The organism is Plantibacter sp. H53 (assembly GCF_001650455.1).
Classification (GTDB): domain Bacteria; phylum Actinomycetota; class Actinomycetes; order Actinomycetales; family Microbacteriaceae; genus Plantibacter; species Plantibacter flavus_A.
The window spans coordinates 38,803-65,795 of sequence record NZ_LWCT01000050.1 but is presented as its reverse complement, the minus strand read 5'-3'; the positions used below and the strand labels follow the sequence as shown (position 1 = coordinate 65,795).

The 26,993-nt window shown below is 68.6% G+C and carries 26 protein-coding genes; 9 read left to right on the top strand and 17 right to left on the bottom strand.

What is annotated here, in order from left to right; translation table 11 throughout:
• Positions 1–156: 156 nt before the first annotated feature.
• Complete coding sequence (locus A4X17_RS17600; protein WP_064296954.1) at positions 157–1,974, bottom strand: DEAD/DEAH box helicase; 1,818 nt, start codon at positions 1,972–1,974, stop codon at positions 157–159.
• 148 nt (positions 1,975–2,122) lie between these two features.
• On the opposite strand from A4X17_RS17600, the gene A4X17_RS17595 reads away from it, so the two are divergent.
• Positions 2,123–2,932 (top strand): SGNH/GDSL hydrolase family protein, encoded by an 810-nt coding sequence (locus tag A4X17_RS17595; RefSeq protein ID WP_064296953.1) that lies wholly within the window; start codon positions 2,123–2,125, stop codon positions 2,930–2,932.
• Positions 2,933–2,971: 39 nt separating this feature from the next.
• Here the strand turns inward: A4X17_RS17595 and A4X17_RS17590 are convergent, their stop codons facing one another.
• Positions 2,972–4,216: a D-alanyl-D-alanine carboxypeptidase family protein gene (locus tag A4X17_RS17590; protein ID WP_153303434.1), complete on the bottom strand. Its 1,245-nt coding sequence runs from the start codon at positions 4,214–4,216 to the stop codon at positions 2,972–2,974.
• Between the two features lie 85 nt (positions 4,217–4,301).
• The gene (locus tag A4X17_RS17585) at positions 4,302–5,105 is read right to left on the bottom strand and encodes an RNA methyltransferase (protein ID WP_064296952.1); all 804 of its coding nucleotides are present in this window, start codon (positions 5,103–5,105) and stop codon (positions 4,302–4,304) included.
• 138 nt (positions 5,106–5,243) lie between these two features.
• On the opposite strand from A4X17_RS17585, the gene A4X17_RS17580 reads away from it, so the two are divergent.
• A complete protein-coding gene (locus A4X17_RS17580; protein ID WP_064296951.1) occupies positions 5,244–6,146 on the top strand; it encodes a Sir2 family NAD-dependent protein deacetylase in 903 nt (300 codons plus the stop codon).
• A 4-nt stretch (positions 6,147–6,150) separates the two neighbouring features.
• On the opposite strand, the gene A4X17_RS17575 is transcribed toward A4X17_RS17580, so the two are convergent.
• Positions 6,151–7,053 (bottom strand): alpha/beta fold hydrolase, encoded by a 903-nt coding sequence (locus A4X17_RS17575; RefSeq protein WP_064296950.1) that lies wholly within the window; start codon positions 7,051–7,053, stop codon positions 6,151–6,153.
• A 104-nt stretch (positions 7,054–7,157) separates the two neighbouring features.
• Between A4X17_RS17575 and A4X17_RS17570 the strand changes: the two genes are divergently transcribed.
• Positions 7,158–7,931 carry a 3'-5' exonuclease gene (locus tag A4X17_RS17570; RefSeq protein WP_064296949.1) on the top strand — a complete coding sequence of 258 codons (774 nt, stop codon included), beginning with the start codon at positions 7,158–7,160 and terminating at the stop codon, positions 7,929–7,931.
• Between the two features lie 73 nt (positions 7,932–8,004).
• Here A4X17_RS17570 and A4X17_RS17565 read toward each other — a convergent pair whose 3' ends face one another.
• The 3 genes from A4X17_RS17565 to glgA all read right to left on the bottom strand — a co-directional run bounded on the left by A4X17_RS17565 (position 8,005) and on the right by glgA (position 10,468).
• Positions 8,005–8,253 carry a type B 50S ribosomal protein L31 gene (locus tag A4X17_RS17565; protein WP_056005588.1) on the bottom strand — a complete coding sequence of 83 codons (249 nt, stop codon included), beginning with the start codon at positions 8,251–8,253 and terminating at the stop codon, positions 8,005–8,007.
• Between the two features lie 157 nt (positions 8,254–8,410).
• Positions 8,411–9,223 carry an ABC transporter ATP-binding protein gene (locus A4X17_RS17560; RefSeq protein ID WP_064296948.1) on the bottom strand — a complete coding sequence of 271 codons (813 nt, stop codon included), beginning with the start codon at positions 9,221–9,223 and terminating at the stop codon, positions 8,411–8,413.
• Between the two features lie 63 nt (positions 9,224–9,286).
• Positions 9,287–10,468 carry a glycogen synthase gene (gene glgA, locus A4X17_RS17555; RefSeq protein WP_064296947.1) on the bottom strand — a complete coding sequence of 394 codons (1,182 nt, stop codon included), beginning with the start codon at positions 10,466–10,468 and terminating at the stop codon, positions 9,287–9,289.
• Between the two features lie 45 nt (positions 10,469–10,513).
• Here glgA and A4X17_RS17550 point away from each other — a divergent pair, with 45 nt between their 5' ends.
• Positions 10,514–11,758 (top strand): glucose-1-phosphate adenylyltransferase, encoded by a 1,245-nt coding sequence (locus A4X17_RS17550; protein ID WP_064296946.1) that lies wholly within the window; start codon positions 10,514–10,516, stop codon positions 11,756–11,758.
• Between the two features lie 17 nt (positions 11,759–11,775).
• Positions 11,776–12,450 carry a phosphoserine phosphatase SerB gene (serB, locus tag A4X17_RS17545; RefSeq protein WP_064296945.1) on the top strand — a complete coding sequence of 225 codons (675 nt, stop codon included), beginning with the start codon at positions 11,776–11,778 and terminating at the stop codon, positions 12,448–12,450.
• A gap of 59 nt (positions 12,451–12,509) precedes the next feature.
• Here serB and fabG read toward each other — a convergent pair whose 3' ends face one another.
• A complete protein-coding gene (gene fabG, locus A4X17_RS17540) occupies positions 12,510–13,220 on the bottom strand; it encodes a 3-oxoacyl-ACP reductase FabG (protein ID WP_064296944.1) in 711 nt (236 codons plus the stop codon).
• A 161-nt stretch (positions 13,221–13,381) separates the two neighbouring features.
• On the opposite strand from fabG, the gene A4X17_RS17535 reads away from it, so the two are divergent.
• Genes A4X17_RS17535 through A4X17_RS17525 form a run of 3 tightly spaced genes read left to right on the top strand, consistent with a single transcriptional unit; the run spans position 13,382 to position 14,756 of the window.
• Complete coding sequence (locus tag A4X17_RS17535; RefSeq protein WP_064296943.1) at positions 13,382–13,690, top strand: DUF3099 domain-containing protein; 309 nt, start codon at positions 13,382–13,384, stop codon at positions 13,688–13,690.
• Positions 13,687–13,911 (top strand): hypothetical protein, encoded by a 225-nt coding sequence (locus tag A4X17_RS17530; RefSeq protein WP_064296942.1) that lies wholly within the window; start codon positions 13,687–13,689, stop codon positions 13,909–13,911. Before A4X17_RS17535 ends, A4X17_RS17530 begins: the two co-directional genes overlap by 4 nt.
• Positions 13,908–14,756: an SURF1 family protein gene (locus A4X17_RS17525; protein WP_064296941.1), complete on the top strand. Its 849-nt coding sequence runs from the start codon at positions 13,908–13,910 to the stop codon at positions 14,754–14,756. Before A4X17_RS17530 ends, A4X17_RS17525 begins: the two co-directional genes overlap by 4 nt.
• Before the next feature lie 80 nt (positions 14,757–14,836).
• Here A4X17_RS17525 and abc-f read toward each other — a convergent pair whose 3' ends face one another.
• From abc-f to sufB, 7 genes are all read right to left on the bottom strand, one after another.
• Positions 14,837–16,435: a ribosomal protection-like ABC-F family protein gene (gene abc-f / locus A4X17_RS17520; RefSeq protein WP_056005615.1), complete on the bottom strand. Its 1,599-nt coding sequence runs from the start codon at positions 16,433–16,435 to the stop codon at positions 14,837–14,839.
• Positions 16,436–16,566: 131 nt separating this feature from the next.
• Complete coding sequence (locus A4X17_RS17515; protein ID WP_064296940.1) at positions 16,567–17,733, bottom strand: MalY/PatB family protein; 1,167 nt, start codon at positions 17,731–17,733, stop codon at positions 16,567–16,569.
• Positions 17,734–17,826: 93 nt separating this feature from the next.
• Positions 17,827–18,156, bottom strand: coding sequence for a metal-sulfur cluster assembly factor (locus A4X17_RS17510; protein ID WP_064296939.1), 330 nt, complete (start codon positions 18,154–18,156; stop codon positions 17,827–17,829).
• 28 nt (positions 18,157–18,184) lie between these two features.
• Complete coding sequence (gene sufC / locus A4X17_RS17505; RefSeq protein ID WP_064296938.1) at positions 18,185–18,961, bottom strand: Fe-S cluster assembly ATPase SufC; 777 nt, start codon at positions 18,959–18,961, stop codon at positions 18,185–18,187.
• 4 nt (positions 18,962–18,965) lie between these two features.
• The gene (locus tag A4X17_RS17500) at positions 18,966–19,289 is read right to left on the bottom strand and encodes a non-heme iron oxygenase ferredoxin subunit (RefSeq protein ID WP_064296937.1); all 324 of its coding nucleotides are present in this window, start codon (positions 19,287–19,289) and stop codon (positions 18,966–18,968) included.
• Entirely contained in the window at positions 19,289–20,497 is a 1,209-nt protein-coding gene (gene sufD / locus A4X17_RS17495) for a Fe-S cluster assembly protein SufD (RefSeq protein ID WP_064296936.1), read from the bottom strand. Before sufD ends, A4X17_RS17500 begins: the two co-directional genes overlap by 1 nt.
• Entirely contained in the window at positions 20,497–21,915 is a 1,419-nt protein-coding gene (gene sufB / locus A4X17_RS17490; protein WP_064296935.1) for a Fe-S cluster assembly protein SufB, read from the bottom strand. The genes sufD and sufB overlap by 1 nt, the downstream gene beginning before the upstream one ends.
• Before the next feature lie 307 nt (positions 21,916–22,222).
• On the opposite strand from sufB, the gene A4X17_RS17485 reads away from it, so the two are divergent.
• On the top strand, positions 22,223–23,194 hold the full coding sequence (locus A4X17_RS17485) for a heme A synthase (protein WP_064297028.1): 972 nt from the start codon (positions 22,223–22,225) through the stop codon (positions 23,192–23,194).
• Positions 23,195–23,261: 67 nt separating this feature from the next.
• On the opposite strand, the gene A4X17_RS17480 is transcribed toward A4X17_RS17485, so the two are convergent.
• Together A4X17_RS17480 and A4X17_RS17475 are read right to left on the bottom strand one after the other, a co-directional pair.
• The gene (locus A4X17_RS17480) at positions 23,262–25,811 is read right to left on the bottom strand and encodes an RNA helicase (RefSeq protein WP_064296934.1); all 2,550 of its coding nucleotides are present in this window, start codon (positions 25,809–25,811) and stop codon (positions 23,262–23,264) included.
• A gap of 4 nt (positions 25,812–25,815) precedes the next feature.
• Positions 25,816–26,736: a heme o synthase gene (locus tag A4X17_RS17475; protein WP_064296933.1), complete on the bottom strand. Its 921-nt coding sequence runs from the start codon at positions 26,734–26,736 to the stop codon at positions 25,816–25,818.
• Positions 26,737–26,993 lie beyond the last annotated feature (257 nt).

The following is a 26,993-nucleotide window of genomic DNA, read 5'->3' as shown; positions in this document are numbered from 1 at the left end:
ATCTTCGGCTCGAGCGGAATCTGGCGCAGCTCCGCCGGTCCCTGAGCATTGCTCCGCCGGTCCCTGAGGCTTGCTCCGCCGGTCCCTGAGCCTGTCGAAGGGTGGCTCCGGTCTTCCGACCGCGAAGCAGGAGAACGCGCGCCGAGAGGCGCTGCCTCAGTGCCCGTGACCCAGGCGCCGACGGAGCAGATCGATGCGGGCCTGTAGCTGGGTCACGCTCGCCTGTGCCACCGCGGGTCCGCCGCAGACGCGTCGCAGTTCGGCGTGCACGAGTCCGTGCGGCTCCTTCGTGTGCTTCGCGTAGAGACCGACCAGGGTGTTGAGCACCTGGCGCTGTTCCTTGAGTGTGCGGTAGAGCGGAGCGGGGATGTCCGCCTGCGGACTCGGCGAGGCTGCGTTCTTGTCGACGAACGCCCCGCGCTTGGCCTGCCGGCTCTGGCGTTGCACGAGCAACTCGTGCACCTGTTCAGGTTCGAGGAGCCCGGGGAACCCGATGAAGTCGAACTCCTCCTCGGTGCCGGGCTGGGCGAGCTCGCCGAACTCGTCGCCGTCGAACACGACCCGGTCGAAGTGCGCGTCCGAGGAGACGGCCTGCCAGGTGAACTCCTCGAGGAGTGAATCGGAAGCCTTGTCCTCGCGCTCCGCGGCCGCCATCATCGCGTCCTCCGGATTGAAGAGGTCGCCCTCCGCGTCCGGATCGCTCGGGCGGTCGAGTGCGTGGTCGCGTTCGAGCTCGAGTTTCTCCGCGAGGGCCATCAGGTTCGGCACGTTCGGGAGGAAGATGCTCGCGATCTCGCCGCGTCGTCTGGCCCGGACGAATCGCCCGATCGCCTGCGCGAAGAACAGTGGCGTGGCGGACGACGTCGCGTAGACGCCGACGGCGAGTCGTGGGACGTCCACGCCTTCCGACACCATGCGGACCGCGACCATCCAGCGCTTGGTGTTGCCCGAGAAGTCGGCGATCCGGTCGCTGGCCTCCTTCTCGTCGGAGAGGACGACGGTGGGCTGCTCCCCCGTCAGCTCGTGCAGGATGGCCGCGTAGGCTCGGGCGGTCGTCTGGTCGGTGGCGATCACGAGTCCCCCGGCGTCCGGGACCGCCTGACGGACCTCGGACAGCCGGAGGTCGGCGGACTTCAGGACCGCCGGGATCCAGTCGCCCTGCGGGTCGAGTGCGGTGCGCCAGGCGGCGGAGGTGATGTCCTTCGTGTTGCCCTCGCCGAGGCGGGCCTCCATCTCGTCGCCGGCCTTGGTCCGCCAGCGCATGTGGCCGGCGTAGACCATGAAGAGCACCGGACGGACGACCCCGTCCTGGAGCGCGCGACCGTATCCGTAGTTGTAGTCGGTGACGGAGGTCCGGATGCCCTGGTGATCAGGCTGGTAGACCACGAACGGGATCGGCGCCGTGTCTGACCGGAACGGGGTCCCGGTCAGGGACAGCCGGCGGGTCGCCCGCGAGAACGCCTCGTGGATGCCGTCGCCCCAGCTCAAGGCGTCGCCGCCGTGGTGGACCTCGTCGAGGATGACGAGGGTGCGACCCGAATCGGTCGTGCGCTGATGGACGGGCGGGTTCGCCGCCACCTGGGCATAGGTGACGGCGACGCCGTGGTAGTGGCGGCCGAAGACCTGGTCGCGGTTCGCGAAGTTCGGGTCGAGGCGGATGCCGACCCGGCTCGCGGCCTCGGCCCACTGACGCTTCAGGTGGTCGGTCGGGGCGACGACCGTGATGCGGTCGATCGTGCCGCGATGGAGGAGTTCGGAGGCGAGCCGCAGCGCGAACGTCGTCTTGCCTGCGCCCGGTGTCGCCGCCGCGAGGAAGTCACGGGGTTCGGTGGTGAAGTACTGCTCGAGCGCCTCGGCCTGCCAGGCTCGAAGCTTGCTCGCCGTGCCCCACGCTGCGCGTTCCGGGAAGGCCGGTGAGAGGTGTTCGGCTGCGGACCCGCCCAGGTGCTGGGTCGAAGAGATTTCCGCGTTCACTGGAGACCACTGTACCCGGCCGAACCGACACCGCCGACCATCGCGTGCGGCCTCGACAGCCGTCCGGATGTCCGACTCGCGACTGATCCGCCAGCCGAGGGGCGGGCGTACGCTGGAGGTTCCGGATGCACAGCAGGAGGAACCACCCATGACCGAACAGCACCATCCCTGGTCGCGGTACGTCGCGATCGGCGACTCGTTCACCGAGGGGATCGGCGATCCCGAGCCGGGTGCGCCGGGCGGGCACCGCGGGTGGGCCGATCGGGTCGCCGAGGTGTTGGCCGCGCAGAACTCGGACTTCGCCTACGCCAACCTCGCGGTGCGCGGCAAGCTCGCACAGCAGATCCTCGACGACCAGGTGGAGCCGGCCCTGGAGCTGCACCCGGACCTCATCACGATCTCCGCGGGCGGCAACGACGTGATCCGGCCCGGCACCGACCCCGATGACATCGCCAGACGACTCGAGCAGGCGATCATCCGGCTCCGGAGCGACGGAGCGACGGTCGTGCTGTTCACCGGCGTGGACGTCGGCTTCTCCCCCGTGTTCCGGAGCATCCGCGGCAAGGTCGCGATCTACAACGAGAACCTGCGGGCCATCGCTGCCCGACACGACTGCATCATCGCCGATCAGTGGTCGCTCCAGGCGATCCAGGATCCGCGGATGTGGGCCCCGGACCGGCTGCATCTGAACGCGCTCGGCCATCACGAGGTCGCCCGTCTCGTCCTCCACGCGCTGAACGTGGAGAACGACCTCAAGCCGCTGCAGCCGGAGCCGCTCCCCGTGCGGCGTTGGCGTCAGGCCCGGACCGAGGACCTCGCCTGGGCGCGGGAGTACCTCGTGCCCTGGGTGCTCCGCCGGGTGCGGCACCAGTCGTCCGGCGACCACATCACCGCCAAGCGACCGATCGCCGGTCCGTTCCTGACGGTTGCAGCCCAGGACCAGGAACTCGACGTCTGACCATCCGGCCGACCACCCGGGCTCCGGCGTCTGGCGCGGTCACGGGTTGGTCAGGCGCCACCAGGGCGTGACCGGGGCGATGTCCGCGTCGAGAGCCAGCGGGACGTCGATCGTCGCCGCACCGCCCTCCGCGCCGGCACCCACGGTGTAGCTGAGCTTCCCGACCGTCGAACCGGCGGCACCCGCCTCGATGGCTCTGGCGCGGCTCTCGACGGTGATCGGGGTGTCCTGCCAGACCAGCACGGAGGCGTCGGACGCCACGACGACCTTCGCCGCCTCGTCCCACGCGGTCGAGTAGGAGCCGACCGATTGCCCGGCGGTGGCGAGCTGGACCTGGTGGAATCCGGCCGGCACGCTCTGCAACAGGGAGACCACGGCCTCGTTGAGCACGGTGTGGTCGTCGGCACCGAGGATGACGCCGACGACGGTCACCGTCCGCCCCGCCACCTGGAGGTCCGCGGAGAACAGCAGGCAGGCGCCCGAGGCGTCGTCGGTCCCCGTCTTCATGCCGGTCACCCCGTACTGACCGAGGAGGGCGTTCGTGTTCTCGACCTCGCCGATGGCGGGCAGTACCGCCGTGGGCTCCTTGACGATCGACGAGAGTACCGGGTCGGCGAGCACGAGCTTACCGATGGTCACGAGGTCGCTCGGGGTGCTGACATTCGTCTCGCCCAGGCCGCTCGTGTTCGTGACGGTCGTGCCGGTCAGCCCGTGTGCGTCGAGCCAGGCGCGCGCCGCGTCGAGGTACGCGTCGACCGAACCGAAGGCCCAGACGGCGAGCGAGATGCTGTAGTTGTTCGCCGACGGGAGGAGGAGCGCTTCGAGCATCTGCCGCTGGGTGAACACCGACCCGGCGACGACGGGTGCCGCTGAACCGTTCTCCGCGATGGTGTCGTAGTAGAACCCGACGTCGGCGTCGGTCAGCGTGATGGACGGCCCCTGGTCGCCCGCGGCGAGCGGCTTGGCCTCCAGCACGACGAGGGAGGTGATCGTCTTCGTGATGCTCGCGATGGGGAACGGCGTCTGTTCGCCACTCGAACTCAGGACGCCGTCGAACCCGACGGCACCGAGGGCGCCCCGCCCGAATCCGGGCCAGGCGACCGGTGTGGTCTGCTGGACGAGCGAGGTCGTGAGGGCGTCGCCGGCTTCGAGCGTCGCAGCCGCGGCCGGGACCGGTCGGAGCAGCGCGCCTGCGCTGTACCCGAACAGGCCGATCAGGAGGGCGAGGACGCCGAAGACGGCGAGACGGCGGCGGCGATAGATCTGTCGTCTCGTGAGTGGCACCCGGTCATGCTACCCGGCGCTCCTGCGCGTCCCCTGTCGCGACCTGCCGCCGTGCCGGTGGTCTTCGAGCAGCGTTGGACCGTGGTCAGCGGACCCGGAGCTCCCAGAGGGCGACGGCACTGGCCGACGCGACGTTCAGCGAGTCGACGCCGTGGAGCATCGGGATGGTCACGATCGTGTCGGCGGCGGCGAGGGCCGAGGCGCTCAGACCGTCACCTTCAGCGCCGAGCACGATGGCGAGCCGTTCCGGGGCGGTCCGAGCATAGGTGTCGAGGTCCACGGCGTCGTCGGCCAGAGCGAGGGCGGCCGTCTCGAAGCCGGCATCCCGCAGGACGTCGGATGCGACATCCCATTCCGGCAGGCGGGTCCACGGCACCTGCAGGACCGTGCCCATGCTGACGCGGACGCTTCGACGGTACAGCGGGTCGGCGCAGCGCGGGGTGATCAGGACCGCGTCGGCACCGAGGCCGGCGACGGAGCGGAAGATGGCGCCGACGTTGGTGTGGTCGACGATGTCTTCGAGGATGACCACCCGGCGGGCGTCGGCGAGGAGTTCGGCGGGGTCGGCGAGCGGTGGGCGGTGCATCGCCGCGAGCGCTCCCCGGTGCAGGTGGAAGCCCGTCAGCTGCTCCAGGAGTGCGGGCTCGCCGACGAAGACCGGGACGTCGTGGTCCTCGAGGAGTGGCGAGACGTCGTCGAGCCACTTCTCCTGCAGCAGGACCGATCGCGGTCGGTGCCCGGCGCGCAGCGCACGTTCCATGACCTTCGTGGACTCGGCGATGTACAGGCCACCCGCGGGTTCGGACACCCGGCGGAGGGCGACGTCCGTCAGCCGCGCGTAGTCGTCGAGTCGTCCGTCGTCGAGATCGGTGATCCGGATGACCTGCATGGGAGACGTCCTCTCGACGCGATGTTCGACCTCCACCTTGCCAGAGTGGGAACACGATCGAAAACGAGGCCGTTTAGACTCAGGGGAAGCGATGGCCCGGAGCACTCCGATCATCGCCGACGGATGGACGGAGCAGGCATGAGCACGCTGATCGCAGCAGGGGATCCCGCTGACGAGACGGCCGAGGCCGGGCTCGAACGGGCGATCGAGCTGCTCGCGGACCGACGCGTCGCCTTCCTCACCGGGGCCGGCGTCAGCACGGACTCCGGCATCCCCGACTATCGGGGCCAGGGCGCTCCGGTGCGGACCCCCATGACGGTCGACCAGTTCCTGTCCAACGACGACGCCGCGCGCAAACGCTACTGGGCCGGCAGCCACCTCGGGTGGAAGCGGTTCGACGGCGCTCGACCGAACGCCGGCCACCGGGCGATCGCGCTCCTCGAGGAGGCCGGCATCGCCGACGGCGTCATCACGCAGAACGTCGACGGCCTCCACGTCAGGGCCGGCTCGCGCCGCGTCGTCGACCTGCACGGGTCGATGGACCGCGTCAGCTGTCTCTCCTGTGGGCAGAGCTACGCCAGGTCGAGCATCGCGGAGCGCATGACGTCGCTGAACCCCTGGCTCGACACCGAGACGGACGTGACGATCAACCCGGACGGCGATGCCGAGGTCGGGCGCGTGGACGAGATCGTCGTCCCCGTGTGCACGGTCTGCGGTGGCATGTTGAAGCCGGACGTGGTCTTCTTCGGCGAGTTCATCCCCACGGAGAAGTACGCCGAGGCGGCGGCACTCGTGCGCGGCGCCGACGCACTCGTGATCGCCGGGTCGTCGCTCGTGGTCAACTCGGGCATCCGGCTCCTCGAACTCGCCCGCCGGAAGCGGTTGCCGATCGTCGTCATCAACCGTGGCGTCACGAAGGCGGACGGCCGTGCGGACGTGAAGCTCGACGCGGGTGCCAGTGAGACGCTCACCGGGATCGCCGCTCGCCTGGTCCCGTCCGCGTTCACGAGCGTCGTCTCGCAGGAGGCGACCGACGCCTGACGCCTCAGGCGTCGGTGTGGTCGTCCGCGAGGAACGCGGTGAGGCGTTGCGCCGCGTCGTGCGGCTCCTCGTAGTGGATGAGGTGTCCGACGCCCGGGATGACGTGCAGCTGCGCGTCGGCGAACCGCTTCGCGAGCGCGTACTGCGCGGCCACGGGCGTGATGTCGTCGCGCTCGGCGGCGATGAGCAGCGTGCGGCTGGGGATGCGGTCGGCGTACTCGCTGACGTCGTGGCTGACCGAGGCGGTGAACGACTCGAGGACGACCTCCCGGTCGGCGAAGGCGCTGAAGTACTGGTCGTGCTGCGCGTGGATCCACCGACGGAGCGTCGGGTCCTTCGTCTTCGCCATCGCGACGCTCATGATGCGGACGACACCCTTGTTGCGGAGGAACGCGAAGCCCAGGCGTTTCGGGAGCTTCGCGGACGACCAGTAGTAGAAGACCGCGAGCCTCGTCAGGACACCTCGAGGGCCCTGGAGCGCCGGGGCGGCGATCGGGTTCACGAGGACGAGATCGTCCGGTCGGAGTCCCCCGGCGACGGCGGCGCTCGACACGATCGAGCCGAACGAGTGCCCGAGCAGGACGACCCGGCCGGTCAGGTGCAGCTCCTCGATGAACCGTCCCAGCCAGGCTGCGTACCCCTCGACGGAGTGGGTGGCGTCGGGGAAGGGTGCGGAGCTGCCGAAGCCGGGGAGGTCCGGAGCGATGATCCGGAATCCGGAGAGCTGCGCGACGACCGGTTCGAGGCCGTGGTGGTCGCCGCGGAACCCGTGCACCATGACGATCGTCGTCGACGCCTCGTGGTCGCCGTAGTCCCAGAACCGGGTCTCGGCTCCGTCCACGATGAGCGAGCGCTCCCGGACGGGGATGCGGTCGAGCTGGTCGGCGTACGGTGATTCGACGGGCATCCACTCAGTCTAGGGAGTCCGGCTCCGCGTTCACCCGACGACGCGGAGCGTGCCGTCCCGGCGTGGCACAGGCCTCTGTCGGAGGTGCGTCATAGGGTGAAGGCGTGAACACGGTCGACGCGAACCCCCACTGGACGGACCGCCTGGCGGTCTTCGATCTCGAGACGACCGGCATCGAGGTGGAGACGAGTCGCATCGTGACCGCCTTCGTCGGTGTCATCGCCGCGGACGGTTCGGTCGAACGCTCGTGGTCGTGGATGGCCGACCCCGGGGTCGAGATCCCCGCTCGCGCCGCCGAGATCCACGGCGTCACGACGGAGCGTGCCCGGGCGGAGGGGCGTCCGGCACCGGCCGTCGTCGGAGAGATCGTGTCCGTCCTCACCGAACTGTTCGCCGCACGGACCCCGGTGGTCGCCTACAACGCGCCCTACGACTTCTCCCTCCTGCACTTCGAGGCGGAGCGACACGGGGTGACCTCGATCACCGCCCCGTCCCCCGTCGTCGACCCGCTGATCCTCGACCGACGGCTCGACACGTTCCGCCGCGGCAAGCGGACGCTCGAGGTCGTCGCCGCCCTGCACGGCGTTCCACTGGAGGGTGCGCACGACGCGGGCGTGGACGCCGTCGCCGCCGGACGCGTCGCTCAGGCCATCGGCCGACGCTACGCCGACGCGTTGCCGACGAGCGTGGACGAGCTGCACGAGGCTCAGCGGACCTGGTCGGTCGAGCAGGCGGAGAGCTTCCAGTCCTACATGCGCCGCGTGCGCGACCCCGAGTTCGTCGCCGACGGCGCTTGGCCCATCCGCACCGGACGCCCTGCCGCTCGACCCGAGACGCCGGTCATCGTCCCAGCAGACCAGCTGCCCATCGGTATCTGAGTCGCACGGACTCCCCACGACGACGAACGCCCCGATCCGAGGATCGGGGCGTTCGTGTATGACAGCGGAAGGACTACTTGCCGAAGCCCTTGAAGCGCTGGTTGAACTTCTCGACGCGACCGGCGGAGTCCATGATGCGCTGCTTGCCCGTGTAGAACGGGTGCGACTCGGACGAGATCTCCACGTCGATCACCGGGTAGGTGACGCCGTCGAGGTCGATCGTCTTGCCCGACGAGACCGTCGAGCGCGTAAGGAACGTCGCGCCGGAGGCGAGGTCGCGGAAGACGACGGCTTCGTACGTGGGGTGGATGTCAGATTTCATCAGCAGTCCTTGTTGAGTGGATGGTGTGGGTAGTACCCGCGCTCGGAACTCCAGGCACGAGGCAGAAAGCTCTTGGCTCCGCGAGCCAAAGGTCGACTTTACCAGACTCAGCGCGCGTCTGCTCGCCTGCCGAGGTCGACCCGCCGAGGCGCGGCCGTCAGGAAGGTGTGACGGCCGAGCGTCCGGCGCGGGCGGAGCGGGCGTGGAAGCGTCCGTCCTCCTCGGTCAGCTCGATCGGGAGGTCGAAGGTCTCACTGAGGTGCTCGGCCGTGAGGGTCTCGGCGATCGGTCCGGCGGCGACGACGCCGCCGTCGCGAACGAGCAGGACGTGCGTGAAGCCGACGGGGATCTCCTCGACGTGGTGGGTCACCATGATGATCGCCGGTGAGTCGTCGGCGCTCGCGTAGCCGCCGAGCAGCTCGACGAGCTCCTCGCGCGTGCCGAGGTCGAGGCTCGCGGCCGGCTCGTCGAGCAGGAGGAGTTCGGGGTCGGTCATGATGGCCCGCGCGATCTGCACGCGCTTCTGCTCGCCGTCGCTGAGCGTGCCGAAACGGCGGTCGGCGAGGTGGTCGAGCTTCCATTCGGCGAGGACCCGCGAGGCCCGCTTCACATCGATGTCCTCGTACTGCTCGACCCAGCGGCCGGTGACCGAGTAGGCCGCCGTGAGCACGACGTCCAGGACGGTCTCCTCCGGCGGCACCCGCTTCGCGAGGGCGGAGGACGCGAAGCCGATGCGCGGTCGCAGCTCGAAGACGTCGACCCGGCCGAGCGTCTCGTCGAGCACGGAGACCGTGCCCTTCGAGGGGTGGATGAGCGTCGCCGCGAGCTGCAGGAGCGTCGTCTTGCCTGCGCCGTTCGGGCCGAGGACGATCCATCGCTGGTCGCCCGTCACCGTCCAGTCGACGCCATCGAGGATGGGGTTGAGATTGCGGACGACGGACACATCGGAGAACTGCAACACGCTCGGCATGGTCCTAGCCTATCCGCCAAGACTCGTCGCGCGTCGCCGTCCTCCGAGGTGTCCGCAGGTGGTTCAGACCAGGCTGCGGTACAGCTCCGCCGTCTGGGTGGCGATGCGCGACCAGCTGAAGTCGGACTCCGCGCGTCGGCGACCAGCGGCCCCGTAGGCCCTCGCCTGGGCGGGATCCTGGACGACCTCGGTGAGGGTGGCGGCGAGGTCGGCGACGAAACGCTCCGGGTCGAGCGGGGTGCCGGTGCCGTCGGACGCCTGCGCGAGGGGGACGATCCTCCCGGTCACACCGTCCTGCACGACCTCAGGGATGCCGCCGGTCCCCGTCCCGACCACGGCGGCACCGCAGGCCATCGCCTCGAGGTTGACGATGCCGAGCGGCTCGTAGATCGACGGGCACACGAAGGTCGTGGCGGCGGTGAGGACGGTGCACAGCTCGTGACGCGGGAGCAGCCGTTCGATCCACACGACCCCGGTGCGCTCGCGCTGCAGCTCCTCGACGAGCCCCTTGACCTCGGTGAGGATCTCGGGGGTGTCGGGAGCGCCGGCGCACAGGATGAGCTGCACGTCGGGCGGCAGCAGGCGGGCCGCGCGGAGCAGGTACGGCAGCCCCTTCTGACGGGTGATCCGACCGACGAAGACGACGGAGGGACGGGACGGGTCGATGCCGAGCGACCGCAGCAGCTCGTCGTCCACGCGTGGCTGCCAGTCGGTCAGGTCGATGCCGTTGTAGATGACCTGCACCTTGGCCGGGTCGAGGCTCGGGTACGACCGCAGGATGTCGCGGCGCATGCCGTCGCTGACCGCCACGACGGCCGCGGCGCCTTCGTAGGCGGACTGCTCGATCCAACTGGACACGCGGTACCCGCCGCCGAGCTGCTCGGCCTTCCACGGCCGGAGCGGCTCCAGACTGTGCGCGGTCACGACGTGCGGGATGCCGTGCAGCAGCGACGCGAGGTGACCGGCGCCGTTCGCGTACCAGGTGTGCGAGTGCACGAGGTCGGCTCCGGCGACGTCCTGGGCGATCAGGAGGTCCGTCCCGAGTGTCGTGAGGGCGCCGTTCGCCCCCTGGAGCTCGGCCGGGACACCGTAGGCGACGGTTTCGGCCTCGTCGCGTGGAGCGCCGAAGCAGCGCACGGTCACGTCGATGTCGCTACGGAGGGATTTCACCAGCTCCGACACGTGGACGCCTGCGCCGCCGTAGATCTCCGGCGGGTACTCCTTTGTCACAAGATCAACTCGCATGTCTAGACGCTAGTACAGGTCTCGTCCGGCATCTATTGTGAAGCCATGGCCGCCTCAAAGAAGATCTTCGGAATCGTCCTCGCTGGTGGGGAAGGGAAGCGGTTGATGCCGCTGACCGCAGACCGCGCGAAACCGGCCGTACCGTTCGGCGGGCAGTACCGTCTGATCGATTTCGCGCTGTCGAACCTCATCAACTCCGGACTCACCCAGATCGTCGTCCTCACCCAGTACAAGTCCCACAGCCTCGACCGCCACGTCTCGCAGACCTGGCGGTTGTCCGGCCTGCTCGACTCCTATGTCGCGTCCGTGCCGGCGCAGCAGCGTCTCGGGAAGCGCTGGTTCAGCGGATCCGCCGACGCGATCCTGCAGAGCCTCAACCTGATCCGCGACGAGAAGCCCGACATCGTCGTGGTCGTCGGCGCCGACCACGTCTACCGCATGGACTTCGCGCAGATGATCGAGGCGCACATCGCCTCGGGCAAGAAGGCGACGGTCGCCGCGATCCGTCAGCCCATCTCCCTCGCCGACCAGTTCGGCGTCATCGACGTCGACGCGGACGACCCGACGACCATCGCCCGCTTCCTCGAGAAGCCGCTCGACGCGCCGGGCCTGCCCGACTCCCCCGGTGAAGTGCTCGCCTCGATGGGCAACTACGTCTTCGACGCCGACGCCCTCATGCAGGCGGTCATCGACGACGGCGAGGTGACGAGCTCGAACCACGACATGGGTGGCGACATCGTCCCGTACTTCGTCGATCGCGGCGAGGCGGGCGTCTACGACCTCCAGCGGAACGATGTACCCGGATCGACGGATCGCGATCGCTACTACTGGCGCGACGTGGGGACGATCGAGTCGTTCTACGAAGCCCACCAGGACCTCATCTCGACCCTCCCGATCTTCAACCTGTACAACCGGGACTGGCCGATCTTCAGTTCTCAGCTGAACTCGCCGCCGGCGAAGTTCGTGCGGGACGCGAAGGGCAACCTCGGCCAGACCATCGACTCGATCGTCTCCCTCGGTTCGCTGCTGTCCGGTGCCCACATCGAGCGCAGTGTCCTCGGGCCATGGGCGCTCGTGGAATCCGGCGCCCACGTCTCCGACTCGGTCGTGTTCGACAAGGTCCACATCGAACCGGACGCCGTCGTCAAGCGGGCTATCCTGGACAAGGATGTGGTGGTCACCTCCGGCGCGAGCGTCGGTGTCGACCACGACCGTGACCGCGCTCGCGGCTTCACCGTCACCGAATCCGGTCTCACCGTGGTTGGCAAGGGAGTACGCGTCGTTCCATGAGTACCGAGCGTTCGGCAGTGGCGGATCCAGAAGCAGCACTCCCCCCACAGGCCGGACGAGGCGTCCGGTTCCTCGCGGTCCTCGACGCCGACTCGACGCTCATCGAGAACGAGGTGATCGAGCTCCTCGCCGAGGAGGTCGGCAGCCTCCCCGAGGTCGCCGCCATCACCGAGCGTGCCATGCGCGGTGACCTCGACTTCGCCGACAGCCTCCGGGCCCGGGTCGCGACGCTCGCGGGCCTGCCCGTCGACCGGATCCCGGTGATCGCCGAACGGATCCGGACGACGACAGGCCTGGAGACGCTGATCGGCCGGCTGCATGCGCACGGGTCACGGATCGGTGTCGTGTCCGGCGGGTTCCATGAACTGCTCGACCCGCTCGCCGAGGCACTCGGCCTCGACCATGTGCGGGCGAACCGCCTCGAGACGGCCGACGGTCGGTTGACGGGAGGTCTCAGCGGTCCCATCATCGACGCGGCGGCGAAGGCGGCCGCACTGCAGGAGTGGGCCGACGAGGACGGCGTGCCGTTGGCACGGACGATCGCGATCGGCGACGGAGCCAACGACCTCGAGATGATGGCCGTCGCCGGGCTCTCGGTCGCGTTCAACGCGAAGCCGATCGTCCGCCGCCATGCCGACGTCGTCGCCGGGCGGGTCGACCTCGCCGGCGTCCTCCCGCTCCTCGGGCTCTGATCCGCGCGTCGGGGGTCAGCGCCCGAGTTCGGGTTCTGCTCGGTGCGGTGCTGCCCGGGTCAGTGACCCATGCCGAGGCCGCCGTCGACCGGGATCACGGCGCCGGAGATGTACCCCGCGTCGTCACCGGCGATCCACGTGACGACCTTCGCGACCTCGTTCGCACTCGCGAAACGCGCTGCCGGGATGCTCTTCTTGTACTCGGCCTGGGTCTCGGCGGGCAGTTCGGCGGTCATGTCGGTCTCGATGAACCCCGGGGCGATCACGTTCGCCGTGATCCCACGTGCACCGAGCTCGCGGGTGATGGACCGCGCCATGCCGATGAGGCCGCTCTTCGAGGCCGCGTAGTTGACCTGACCGGCCGACCCGTAGAGGCCCACGACGCTGGAGATGAGCACGATGCGTCCGAAGCGTGCCTTGAGCATGCCCTTGGACGCGCGCTTGACGACGCGGAAGGAGCCGCCGAGGTTCGTGTCGACCACCTGGTCGAAGTCGTCCTCGCTCATCCGCATGAGCAGGGTGTCCTTCGTGATGCCCGCATTCGCGACGAGCACCTCGACCGGCCCGAGCTCCGACTCGATCTCGCTGAACGCCGCGTCGACGGAGGCTGCATCGGTGACGTCCGCGCGGACCGTCAACGTGCCCGCTGGGCCCTCGCCGGATCGAGCGGTGACGGCGACGCGGTGACCCTGCGCGACGAACTCCTCGGCGATGGCGAAGCCGATCCCCCGGTTGCCTCCGGTGACGAGTACGGTGCGTGGTGCGGTCATGGTCGATTCCTCTCCTGCGGCGATACCGGCCGACTCGTGCGGCGGCCGTCGGGGCGCACGGCGTTCCGGCCGCGGACCCGTACCAGCATATGGGGGTCCTCCGGTTCTCCCGGTGATTTGGGGGCTTCGCCCACCCGCCGAGCGCGTAGGCTGGTCGTGGCATGAAGCAGCAGAGCATCACCTCCCTCCCACCGGCTCCCGAACAGGAGCGCCGGCAGCGGTTCATCAAGTACTCGATCACCATGGGTGTCCGGTTGCTTTGCCTCGCTGCGCTCCCGTTCGTCCAGGGCGGTTGGATGTTCGCGGTCGCGGCCGGTGCCATCTTCCTGCCGTACGTCGCCGTCATCATCGCGAACGCCGGATCGCTGCCGTCGCAGGGGGCCATCGAGCGCCCCACCGGTGTCGTCGTGTCCCAGCGGCCGATCATCGTCGACGACTCGGTTCCGCCTCGTCCCACCGACCAGGCATGATCGGGTTCGGTGCCGAGCCCGACGGCGTGATCTGCTCCCGGGCCGGCTGCCGCGCGGCGGCGAGCTGGCGGATCGAGTGGCGCAATCCGAAGATCCACGCGGAGGACCGCGTGAAGGTCTGGACCGCCTGCGACGAACACGTCGACTTCCTGGAGGCCTTCCTCGAAGCCCGCTCCTTCCCCCTTGAGCGGCGTCCGTTGACATCGGCGGTCGGCTCATGAGCGCGGGTTGGCGGTTCGCCTTCAGCCGCCGTTGGCTCGGCTACCTCGGCGTCGCGATCGTGTTCGCGATCGTGTGCGTCCTGCTCTCCAACTGGCAGCTCGCTCGGGCGAGCGAGAAGGAGGAGGAGGTCCAGCGCATCGAGACCAACTGGGACGCGACTCCGATCCCGCTCGACGAAGCGCTGCCGTCGCTCGACTCGTTCAGCGTGGCCGACGAATGGCACCCGGTGTCGATGAGTGGCACCTACCTGCCTGACGAGCAGCTGCTGGTGCGGAACCGTCCCAGGAACAACCAGGCCGGCTTCAACGTCCTCACGCCGCTCCGACTCGCCGACGGAGACGTGTTCATCGTCGACCGTGGCTGGGTCGCCGCGAACGATTCACTCGAAGCACCCGAGTCGGTCCCGGCGCCTCCGAGCGGAGAGGTCTCGGTCGTCGTCCGTATCCGACCCGGCGAACCGACGCTCCCGGGCCGCGGGGCCGCCGACGGGCAGGTGGCCACGATCAACCTCCCGCAGATCGCCGAACTCCGCGGCGAGACCCTCTACTCCGGTGCGTACGGCATGCTCCTCTCGGAGAGCCCGGCGCCGGCCGAATCGGCGCCGCTCGGTCCGATCAAGCCCGAGCCGAACGAGGGGATGCACCTCTCGTACGCGCTGCAATGGGTGGTCTTCGCGCTGATGGGCTTCATCTTCCTCGCCTATGCCATCCGTCAGGAGTACCGCATCCTGAACTCCGACGACCCGAAGGAACAGCGGCGTGCGGCTGCACGCGCCGAACGGCTCGCCGCGAAGGCACGGTCCGACGCCGACATCGAGGATGAGATCCTCGAAGCGAGTCGCTGACGCGAGTGCGACGAGCCGTCGACGGACGGGGCGTACCCGGCCGGTGATGCTCACGGACCGGGAGCGCTGGCCCGCTGGCGCTAGGCCAGGCTGACGAGGTCCTGGTAGTCCTTGTTCCAGTGGTCCTCGACGCCGTCGGGCAGGATGAGCACCCGCTCGGGGTTGAGCGCCTCCACGGCGCCCTCATCGTGACTCACGAGCACGACGGCACCCTCGTAATGGGCGAGCGCGTCGAGGATCTCCAGACGGCTGGCCGGGTCGAGGTTGTTGGTCGGTTCGTCCAGGAGGAGCATGTTCGCGCCCGAGACGACGATCATCGCGAGAGCGAGTCTCGTCTTCTCGCCACCGGACAGCACGCCCGCGAGCTTGTTGGAGTCGTCGCCGGTGAACAGGAACGAGCCAAGGACCTTGCGCGCTTCCATCTCGGTGATGTTCGGCGACGAGGAGACCATGTTCTCGAGCACGCTGCGCTTCACGTCGATCGTCTCGTGCTCCTGCGCGTAGTAGCCGATCCGCAGGCCGTGCCCGGGCTCGAGCTGCCCGGTGTCGGGCTGGTCCACTCCGGCGAGGATCCGCAGCAGGGTCGTCTTGCCCGCACCGTTGAATCCGAGGATGACGACCTTCGAGCCACGGTCGATCGCGAGGTCGACGGCCGTGAAGATCTCGAGCGAGCCGTAGCTCTTCGACAGGTTGCTCGCCATGAGCGGCGTCCGGCCACAGGGCGCCGGGGTCGGGAACCGCAGCTTGGCCACGCGGTCTTGCGCGCGGACCTCCTCGAGCCCGGAGAGCATCCGTTCAGCGCGAGCCACCATCTGGTGGGCCGCAGCAGCCTTGCTGGCCTTCGCACCGAACTTGGCCGCCTGGAGCTGGAGCGCGGTCGCCTTCTTCTCGACGTTGGTGCGCTCCTTCTTCCGGCGCTCCTCGTCGGCCTCGCGCTGACGCTGGTAGTTCTTCCAGTTCATGTTGTAGATGTCGATGACGGTGCGGTTCGCATCGAGGTAGAAGACCCGGTTGACGGTCTCGCCGACGAGCTCGATGTCGTGCGAGATCACGATGAACCCGCCCTTGTACTGCTTGAGGAACTCACGCAGCCAGACGACGGAGTCGGCGTCGAGGTGGTTGGTCGGCTCGTCGAGGATGAGCGTCTCGGCGTCGGAGAAGAGGATGCGCGCGAGTTCGATGCGGCGGCGCTGTCCGCCCGACAGCGTCTTCAGCTGCTGATCGAGGATGCGATCGGGCAGGTTCAGGTTCGACGCGATCGAGGCCGCCTCGGCCTCCGCGGCGTACCCGCCGAGCGCGTTGAACCGGTCGGTGAGGTTGCCGTACTTCTTCATGGCGGCTTCCGCCACCTTCGGGTCGTCGCTCGCCATGGCCATGCTCGACTCGTGCATGCCGAGTGCGAGCTGGCCGAGACCACGCGCATCGAGGATGCGGGTGCGGGCGAGGTCCTCCGGGTTGCCGGAGCGTGGGTCCTGCGGCAGGTACCCGATCTCGCCACCGCGATCGATCTTGCCGTTCGTCGGGAGGGTCTCCCCCGCCAGCGTCTTGGTCAGGGTCGTCTTCCCGGCACCGTTACGGCCGACGAGGCCGATCTTGTCGCCGGCGGACACGCGGAAGTTCACGTGCTCCATGAGCACGCGTGCCCCCACGCGGATCTCGAGGTCGTGCACACTCAGCACAGGCATAGTCCATTTCTTCGGGTGCGTTTCGACAACGCGGAGGGTGGGGGTCAGCCTCCCAGTATAAATCGTGAATCCGATGCTCAGCACCGCGGCCGTTCCGGCAGGGTCCCGGCGCGGCCGGATGTCCGTCAACGCAGGGCGGAGATCCGTCCGACCGCCTCGGTGAGGAGCTCGGGCGAGCAGGCCAGGTTGAGCCGTGCGTGGCCGACGCCTCCGGGCCCGAACGGGGCTCCCTCCTGCAGGGCCACGCGTGCTTCGCGCAGGATGCGCCGCGCCGGGGGCTCCGTCCAACCGAGCCCGGTGCAGTCCAGCCAAGCGAGGTACCCGGCGGCGGGCGGTCGGTAGCCGACCTCGGGCAGCTCGGCACCCAGCAGCTCACCGAGCAGCCGCCGGTTGCCGTCGATCAACGCGAGGAGCCCGTCCAACCAGGGCTCTCCCGCCTCGAAGGCGGCGACCGAAGCCAGCACACCGAACTGGCCCGTCCGCCAGAACACCTCGACCGGCATCCCCGCGACCACGCTCCGCGGTCCGGGTGCGGCGGTGACCATCACCGCGCACTTCAGGCCGGCGAGGTTCCAGGCCTTGCTCGCCGACAGGACGGCGTACCCGTGTTCGGCGGCCTCGTCGGACACGCTGAGATAGGGGACGAACCGCTCGCCCGGTTGGGTGAGCGGAGCGTGGATCTCATCACTCACGACCGTGACCCCGTAGCGCGCTGCCAGTGCGGCGACCGAGCGCAGTTCGTCGATCGTGTGCGGCCGACCGATCGGGTTGTGCGGGTTGCAGAGCAGGAAGGCCTTCGCGCCGTCGCGGAACGCGGCTTCGACACCGTCCAGGTCGAGCCGCCAGCCTCCGGCGGGATCGTCGGCGCGGCTGGACCCGAGCAAGGGGACGTCCACCACGACTCCCCCGGCCTCGGTGACGAGGTCGAAGAACGGCGGGTAGACCGGCGAGGTGATCACCACGCCCTCGCCGGGTGAGATGACGCGACGCAGGATCTCGACGATGCCCATGCTGACGTCGGCGGTGGTGAACACGGAGCCGGGATCCACCTCCCAACCCCAGCGTCGCGCTGCGAAGTCGGCGAACGTCTGTGGGAGCCGTGTGCGGCTCGCGACGTACCCGGCGTCGCCGCGGTCGATGGCCGCGTGCAGGACCTCGCGGACCACGGGTGCCAGCGGGACGTCCATCTCGGCCACGAACATGGGCAGGACGTCGTCGGAGTACTCGGACCACTTCTCGCTCGTCCGGCTGCGCAGGACGTCGAGGGGGTCGGCGGACACGATCTCGGTCATGCGTCGACCCTATCCGGGATCAGCCGGGCGACGCTGCCGGGAACAGGACGACGGACGGCTGCACTGCAGCCGTCCGTCGTCGTGGAGGATCGATCAGATCGAGAAGCCGAGGGCACGCATCATGTCGCGCCCGTCGTCCGTGACGCGCTCCGGGCCCCACGGCGGCATCCACACCCAGTTGATGCGGAAGGCGTCGACGATGCCGTCGAGCGCTTGACCCGTCTGCTCCTCGAGGACGTCCGTGAGCGGACATCCGGCGGAGGTCAGGGTCATGTGGATGATGAGCGCGTCGTTCTCGTCATCCCAACCCAGGTCGTAGATGAGACCGAGGTCGACCACGTTCACCCCGAGCTCGGGGTCCATGACGTCCTTGAGCGCCTCTTCGACCTCGTCGAATCGTTGCGGACTGAGCGTTGTTACCATGTCGTTATCTTAGACCGCTGGCGCGGCTTCAGGCACCTTCCGGGGCGACGACGGCGTCCACGAGGAAACGGTCGTAGCCTTCGTTCTCGAGGCGGTCGGCGAGCTCGGGACCGCCCTGCTCAGCGATCTTGCCGGCGACGAAGACGTGCACGAAGTCCGGCTTGATGTAGCGGAGGATACGCGTGTAGTGCGTGATGAGCAGGACGCCGAGACCCGTGTTCTCCTTCGCGCGGTTGACGCCCTCGGACACGATCTTGAGGGCGTCGACGTCGAGGCCTGAGTCGGTCTCGTCGAGGACTGCGAACTGCGGCTTCAGCAGCTCGAGCTGGAGGATCTCGTGACGCTTCTTCTCGCCACCGGAGAAGCCCTCGTTGACGTTGCGTTCCGCGAAGGCAGGCTCCATGCGCAGGTTCTTCATCGACTCGCGGACGTCCTTGATCCAGCCGCGGATCGCGGGCGCCTCGCCGTCGACGGCGGTCTTCGCCGTGCGGAGGAAGTTCGTGACCGTGACTCCGGGGATCTCGACGGGGTACTGCATCGCGAGGAAGAGTCCGGCACGGGCGCGCTCGTCGACGCTCATCGCGAGGACGTCCTCGCCGTCCAGCGTGATGGATCCGCTGTCGACGGTGTACTTCGGGTGGCCGGCGATCGTGTACGCGAGCGTGGACTTGCCCGAACCGTTCGGACCCATGATCGCGTGCGTTTCGCCCGTCCGGATGGTGAGGTCGACGCCACGCAGGATCGGCTTGGTGCCCTGCTCGGTTTCGACGCTGACGTGCAGGTCGCGGATTTCGAGGACTGACATGGTGCTAGATCTCTTTCGTTGCGGTCGGGTCGATGTAGATGTCGCCGTCGATGAGCTCGACGGTGTAGACGGGGACCGGCTCGTAGGCCGGAAGGGTGAGCGGCTTGCCCGTCGTGAGCGAGAACTGTGAGCCGTGTGCCCAGCATTCGAGGTTGCCGTCCTCGACGAAGCCTTCGGACAGCGAGATGTCGCCGTGGGTGCAGACGTCGCCGATCGCGAACAGTTCGTCCGACGCGTCGCGCACGAGGGCGATCGGCACGCCGTCCACCACGACCCGCTTGGCCTGGTTGACGGCGAGCTCATCGAACGAGCACACCTTGGTCGCCATCAGTGCTGCGCTCCGCCGGTGCCCTGTCCGTCGGCGCCGAGCAGTTCGGCCTCGATGGCCGCCGAGAGGCGCTCCTGCAGCTCGGTGTCACCGATCTGCTGGATGATCTCCACGAGGAAGCCGCGGACGACGAGTCGTCGTGCCTCGTCCTCAGGGATGCCTCGAGCCTGCAGGTAGAAGAGCTGCTCGTCGTCGAAGCGTCCGGTCGCGCTCGCGTGACCGGCACCGGCGATGTCGCCGGTCTCGATCTCGAGGTTCGGCACGGAGTCGGCACGGGTGCCGTCGGAGAGGACCAGGTTGCGGTTCTGCTCGTAGCTGTCGGTGCCGACGGCACGGTTGCTGATGAGGACGTCGCCGATCCACACGGACCGCGCACCCTCGCCCTGCAGTGCGCCCTTGTAGGTCACGCGACCGCGGGTGTTCGGTGCGTCGTGGTGCATGTAGACCTGCTGCTCGAGGTGCTGACCCGCGTCGGAGAAGTACACGCCGAGCGAGTCGAGGTCCGAGCCCTGACCGGCGAGGTGCAGGGTCGGGTTCACCCGGACGACCTTGCCGCCGAGCGACACCACGACGTGCTTGAGGTGGGCGTCGCGACCGATGGACGCGAAGTGGCTGGCGAGGTGCACGGCGTCGTCGTCCCACCACTGCACGGTCACGACGGTCACGTCGGCCTGCTCGCCGACGACGATCTCGACGTTCTCGGTGAGGCGGGCGTCGCCCGCGTTCTCGATGATGATGAGGCCGCGGCTGAACGGCGCGGCGGTGATGACGGTGTGCGCAGCGCGGGCGCCGTCGCCGAGCCCGCTCCGCTCGAGGCGCAGGGTCTTGGACTCCTCGCCCGTGACCGAGATCGCCAGTGCCTGGTCGAAGCTCGACCAGGCGTTCGCGGAGGCGCGCTCCTCCGGCACGCCGGCGGAGCCGACGCGGGCGTCGTCGCGACTGATCCACTCGACGCTGAATCCGTCGACGTCGTCGTGCGTGATCGGGGTGGGCGAGCCGTCGAGCTCCCCCGCGGTGAGGTCGGTGAACTGCGCGACCGGGCTGAGCTTCCAGACCGCCTCGCGTCCCGTCACCGCTGGGAAGTCGGCGACATCATAGGAGCTGAAGCGCTCCGATCGGGTCTGCACCGGGATGACGCGTCCTGCGCCGTCGCTGTGTGCCGTGATGCCGTGCTGTCCTTCGGTCTGAGTCGGTGCTGCAGTCGTCATTAACCGACGGATCCTTCCATGCCCATCTCGATGAGCTTGTTGAGTTCGAGTGCGTACTCCATGGGCAGTTCGCGGGCGATCGGCTCGATGAAGCCGCGGACGATCATCGCCATGGCCTCGTCCTCCGGCATGCCGCGGCTCATGAGGTAGAAGAGCTGCTCCTCGCTGACCTTGGACACCGTCGCCTCGTGTCCGAGCTGGACGTCGTCCACGCGGATGTCGATCGCCGGGTACGTGTCACTGCGGGAGATGGTGTCGACCAGGAGCGCGTCGCAGCGCACGGTGTTGGCCGAGTGATGGGCGTTGGCGTCCACCCGGACCTCGCCGCGGTAGCCCGCGCGTCCGCCCCCTCGGGCGATCGACTTGGAGACGATGGACGACTGCGTGTACGGAGCCATGTGGATCATCTTCGCGCCGGCGTCCTGATGCTGACCGGGACCGGCGAAGGCGACGGATAGGGTCTCGCCCTTGGCGTGCTCGCCCATGAGGTAGATGGACGGGTACTTCATCGTGACCTTGGATCCGATGTTGCCGTCGATCCACTCCATGGTCGCTCCCTCGGCGGCCGTGGCGCGCTTCGTGACCAGGTTGTAGACGTTGTTCGACCAGTTCTGGATCGTCGTGTAGCGGACGCGGGCGTTCTTCTTGACGATGATCTCGACGACCGCGGAGTGCAGCGAGTCCGACTTGTAGATCGGCGCGGTGCAGCCCTCGATGTAGTGCACGTAGCTGCCCTCGTCGGCGATGATCAGCGTGCGCTCGAACTGACCCATGTTCTCGGTGTTGATCCGGAAGTAGGCCTGCAGCGGGATCTCGACGTGCACGCCGGGCGGCACGTAGACGAAGGAGCCACCCGACCATACGGCGGTGTTCAGCGCGGCGAACTTGTTGTCGCCGGACGGGATGACCGTGCCGAAGTACTCCTCGAAGAACTCGGGGTGCTCGCGCAACGCGGTGTCGGTGTCCATGAAGATGACACCCTGCGCCTCGAGTTCCTCGTTGATCTGGTGGTAGACCACCTCGGACTCGTACTGCGCGGCGACGCCGGAGACGAGGCGCTGGCGCTCCGCCTCGGGGATGCCGAGCTTCTCGTAGGTGTTCTTGATGTCGTCCGGCAGGTCCTCCCAGGTCTGAGCCTGCTTCTCGGTGGACCGGACGAAGTACTTGATGTTCTCGAAGTCGATCTCGGAGAGGTCGGCGCCCCACGTCGGCATGGGCTTGCGCTCGAACAGCTGCAGGGCCTTGAGGCGGCGCTGCAGCATCCACTCCGGTTCGCTCTTCAGCGCGGAGATGTCGGCCACGACCTCGGTGGAGATGCCGCGGCGCGCTGAAGCGCCGGCGACGTCGCCGTCGTGCCATCCGAACTCGTATTGGCCGAGTCCGGCGAGCTCCGGGCGATCGATCAGGATGTCTGACATGTGTCCCTCTTTCCTCCCTGGAGACAACCACCGGCTGGAGGTCGTCATTCCCTCCCATGGCACGCGCCTGATCGGAGCGGATTGGGGAGGGGATGTGCGGGCGGCTTCTTCGCGAACCTACAATGTTCATGAACCATGGCGCTTCTCGCGCGCACCGTGAACCTCATAATCCTACAGCTTCCTGTGGGTTGTGGGTGAGGACGGTGGATACCGCAGCCGTGGCCACCGCGAACCGAAGGATCGACCCGTGTCACACCACTCCAAGACCACCGGTCGACCGACGCCGGAACCGTCCCTTCCCGACCGGGTGCGTGCCACCCGGTTCTGGCAGTGGTTGCCGACGACGATCGACAAGCGCGTGCGTGTCGTCGCCTGGCTCTCCTTCGCCTTCCAGCTCGTCCTCATCGGGACCGGGGGCGCCGTCCGCCTGACGGCCTCCGGGCTCGGATGCCCGACGTGGCCGCGCTGCACGGACGACTCCTTCGTCAACACGCCGGAGATGGGCATCCACGGGTTCATCGAGTTCGGCAACCGCCTCCTCACCTTCGTCCTCGCGGCCATCGTGATCGCCGCGTTCCTCGCGGTGATCCGTATGCGTCGGCAGCGCCCCGACCTCTTCCGGCTGACCCTGCTCCAGGGATTGTCGATCCCCGCGCAGGCGGTCCTCGGCGGCATCACGGTCCTCACCGGGCTGAACCCGTACGTGGTCGGGCTGCACTTCGTCATCTCCATCGTCCTGGTCGCCCTCGCGACGATGCTCGTCCATCGGGTCCACCGCGGTCCCCGTGGCGCGGTGATGGTCATGCCCGGCTGGTACCTCGGCGTCGTCCACCTGACGAGCCTCTTCGTCGCCGTCACCGTCGTGTTCGGCATCCTGACGACGGGCTCGGGCCCGCACGCCGGCGACAACTCAAAGGAAGTGCCGGCGCCGCGCAACGGGTTCGACCCCGAGTTCCTCCAGCACCTCCACAGCTGGCCCGCCTACGCGACGCTCGCCGGCACCATCGTGCTGCTCGTCGGCGTGATCGCGCTCGGCGCCCGCCGCGGGTCGCGCGGGGTGCGCACCGCGGTCTCGACCCTGCTGGCGGTCGAAGTGGTGCAGATCATCGTGGGGCTCACCCAGGCCCGCCTCGGACTCCCCGAGGTGCTCGTGGGGCTGCACATGGTGCTCGCCGGGTTGCTCGTCGCCGCGATGACCTGGGTCGTGCTGCAGCAGCGGATCCCGGTCCGGACCGCGTCACGCGTCGAGGAGTCGGCATCCCTCAGCGTCTCCCGCTGATGGCTCAGCTTCGCTCCTGCTGACGGGTCAGCGGGCCTGCTGACGGCTCACTGCACCTGCTGACGACTCAGAGCATCCCGACCGCGGTCACGCGGACGACCGCGGTCCCGGACTCGTCGGAGGCGTCGAGGTCGATGACGGCGCTGATCCCCCAGTCGTGGTCGCCGGCCGGATCGGCGAACACCTGACGCACCCGCCAGACACCGCCCGTGTCGCCCACGGGGCGCTCGTCCTCGTCGTCGACGACCAGCAGCGCCGGGCTCCGTGCTGCAGCACCGGTCGGGAGTTCACCGTGCTCCTCGAAGTACGGATCCATGGCGTCGGCCCAGGCGTCGGCGTCGAATCCGGCCGTCGCGTCGAGCTCGCCGAGCGCGTCGTAGTGCTCCAGCGACGCGAGCTGGACCCGGCGGAAGAGTTCGTTCCGGACGAGGACGGTGAACGCCCGGCGGTTGGCGAGGACGCTCCGTGGCGTGGGCGGGAGTGACCGACTCGCCTCCGCATGGCGTTCGGGGTCCGGGTGGGACAGTTCCTCCCACTCGTCGAGCAGACTCGAGTCGACCTGTCGGACGAGTTCGCCGAGCCACTCGATGAGGTCCTGGAGCTCCTCGTCCTTGAACTCGTCCGGCACGCTCTGCCGGATCGCCCGGAAGGCGTCGGAGAGGTACCGCAGAACGAGTCCCTCGGACCTCGAGAGACTGTAGAACGAGACGAACTCGCTGAAGTTCAGTGCACGCTCGATGAAGTCGCGCACGACCGCCTTCGGGCGGAGCTCGAGGTCGAGTGCCCACGGCTGCGCGGCGGTGTAGCTCGTGAACGCCGCCTCGAGGAGTTCGGCCAGCGGTCTCGGATGGGTGACCGCCTCGAGGAGCTCCATGCGCTGGTCGTACTCGATCCCCTCGGCCTTCATCGCCTGCACGGCCTCGCCTCTGGCGAGGTGCTGCTGGGCCATGACGATCTGGCGCGGATCGTCGAGCGTCGATTCGACCACCGAGATGACGTCGAGGGCGAAGCCGGGCTCCGCGGGGTCCAACAGCTCGAACGCGGCGAGGGCGAACGGTGACAGCGGAGCGTTGAGCGCGAAGTTCGGCTGCAGTTCGACCGTCAGGCCGATGACGACCTCACCCGTCTCGGGGTCGATCGTCTGGGTGATCACCCCTGCCGTGCGGAGGGTGCGGTAGATCTCGAGCGCCCGCCTGGCCAGGGCGAAGCGTCTCGCCCGAGGCTCGTGGTTGTCGAAGACGAGGGAGCGGATGGTGCCGAAGCTGTCGCCGCCGCGCGCGATGACGCTGAGCATCATCGCGTGGGTGAGCTGCATGTGGCTGGTCAGCGTTTCAGGCTCGGCCGCGACGAGGCGCTGGAAGCTCGGCTCCCCCCAGGACACGAACCCCTCCGGCGCCTTCTTCCGGATGATCTTGCGGCGCTTCTTCGGGTCGTCGCCGGCCTTCTCGATGAGCTTGAGGTTCTCGGTCTCGTGCTCGGGAGCCTGGACGACGACGGTGCCCGCGGTGTCGTAGCCGGCCCGACCCGCACGACCGGCGATCTGGTGGAACTCCCGGGCGTTCACCTGGCGCATCTTCGTGCCGTCGTACTTCGTGAGCGCCGTGAACAGGACCGTGCGGATCGGGACGTTGATCCCGACGCCGAGGGTGTCCGTCCCGCAGATGACGCGGAGGAGACCACGTTGGGCCAGCTGCTCCACGAGGCGTCGGTACTTCGGCAGCATGCCGGCGTGGTGCACGCCGATCCCGCTGCGGACGAGCCGGGACAGCGTCGTGCCGAACGCGGTGCTGAACCGGAAGTCGCCGATGGCGTCGGCGATCTCGTCGCGTTGCTCGCGGGTGACGACCTTGAGGCTGGTCAAGGCCTGTGCCCGCTCGAGCGCCGCCGCCTGCGCGAAGTGGACGATGTAGATCGGAGCCTGTCCCGTGTGGAGGAGGTCCTCCACGGTCTCGTGGATCGGCGTGGTCGCGTAGGAGAAATGGAGCGGCACCGGTCGTTCGACGCCGGTCACGATGGCGGTCTCACGGCCGGTTCGGCGCTCGAGGTCGCGCGCGAGATCGCCGACGTCGCCGAGGGTCGCGGACATGAGGACGAACTGCGTGTCCGGGAGGGTGAGGAGGGGCACCTGCCACGCCCACCCGCGGTCGGGGTCGGCGTAGAAGTGGAACTCGTCCATCACGACCTGGTCGATGCCGGCGTCCTCGCCGTGCCGGAGCGCCAGGTTGGCGACGATCTCCGCGGTGCAGCAGACGATCGGCGCGTCGGCGTTCACCGAGGAGTCTCCGGTGACCATCCCGACGTTCTCAGCGCCGAACATCTCGACGAGTGCGAAGAACTTCTCGCTGACGAGCGCCTTGATCGGGGCCGTGTAGTAGCTGCGGCGACCGGAGCTCAGGGCCGCGAAGTGTGCGCCGGCGGCGACGAGGCTCTTGCCGGTGCCCGTCGGGGTGGAGAGGATGACGTTGGCGCCGTCGACGATGCCGATGAGCGCCTCCTCCTGCGCCGGGTACAGGCTGAGTCCGCCGGCCTCGGCCCAGGAGACGAACCGGTCGAAGACGATGTCGGGGCTCTCCCCCGTCGCAGCGATCAGCCGGCCGCGTTTCGCTGCGTCAGCCACCGGGTCAGAACGGGAGCAGCGGGTCGATGCCGACGGCGAGGAACAGGAGGGTCAGGTAGGTGATCGACCCGTGGAAGACGCGCATCGGCGAGACGTGCTCGTGACGGATCGCGAGGTTGTAGAGACGGTGGGTCTCGTAGACGAACCAGCCGCCGGACAGGAGGGCGACGGCGCTGTACAGCAGCCCCATGTCGGCCACAGGGATGAGCAGGAGCGAGCAGACGACCGTCGCCCATGCGTACAGGATGACCTGGAGGCCGACCTGCGCGCGACCGCGGACGACGGCGAGCATCGGCACGCCGACGGCCTGGTAGTCGCTGCGGTACTTCATGGACAGCGGCCAGTAGTGCGGCGGCGTCCAGAGGAACACGACCGCGAAGAGGATGATCGGTGCCCACGAGAGCGAACCGGTGACGGCGGCCCAGCCGATGACGACGGGGAAGCAGCCCGCGATCCCACCCCAGATGATGTTCTGCTGGGTGCGTCGCTTCAGCCACAGCGTGTACACGAAGACGTAGAAGAGGATCGCGCCGACGGACAGCGCGGCCGCGAGCCAGTTGGTGGTGGCGAGGAGCCAGACCGTCGAGACGACGCCGAGTGTCCATGCGAACACGAGCGCCTCGCGCGGCGTGAGCTCGCCGGTCACCAGGGGGCGCTTCTTCGTGCGGTCCATGACCGCGTCGATGTCGCGGTCGATGTAGCAGTTGAACGCCGCTGCGGAGCCGGCGCTCAAGGACCCGCCGATGACGGTCGCGATGACGAGCCACCAGTCGGGCAGACCGCCCTTCGCGAGGATCATGACGGGGATCGTCGTCACGAGGAGCAGCTCCATGACCCGCGGCTTGGTCAGGGCGATGTACGCCTTCGCCTTGCGTCGGAAACCGAGCTTGGGGCTCGACACACGTTCTGCTACAGCGACGTCCATTGCTCCTCTAACGTTCGGTTCACCACGCACTGCTCGCCCGGTGCGCGGTCCGCAGACGATTCTACGACACGCGCAGGCGGCTCCCTACTCACGGTGCGCAGGCGCACGGTCCCTCACCAGGTGACGCCCGACGTGCAAGCGCTGCAACGATCCGTGACGTCGCGTGTTCGCGCTCGTCGAACATCGACCCTCCGCTGCAGGGGTTCGCTATGCTGGGAAGTGCTCGCCAGCCACTGTGCACGCGTGCGCCCCCCTTC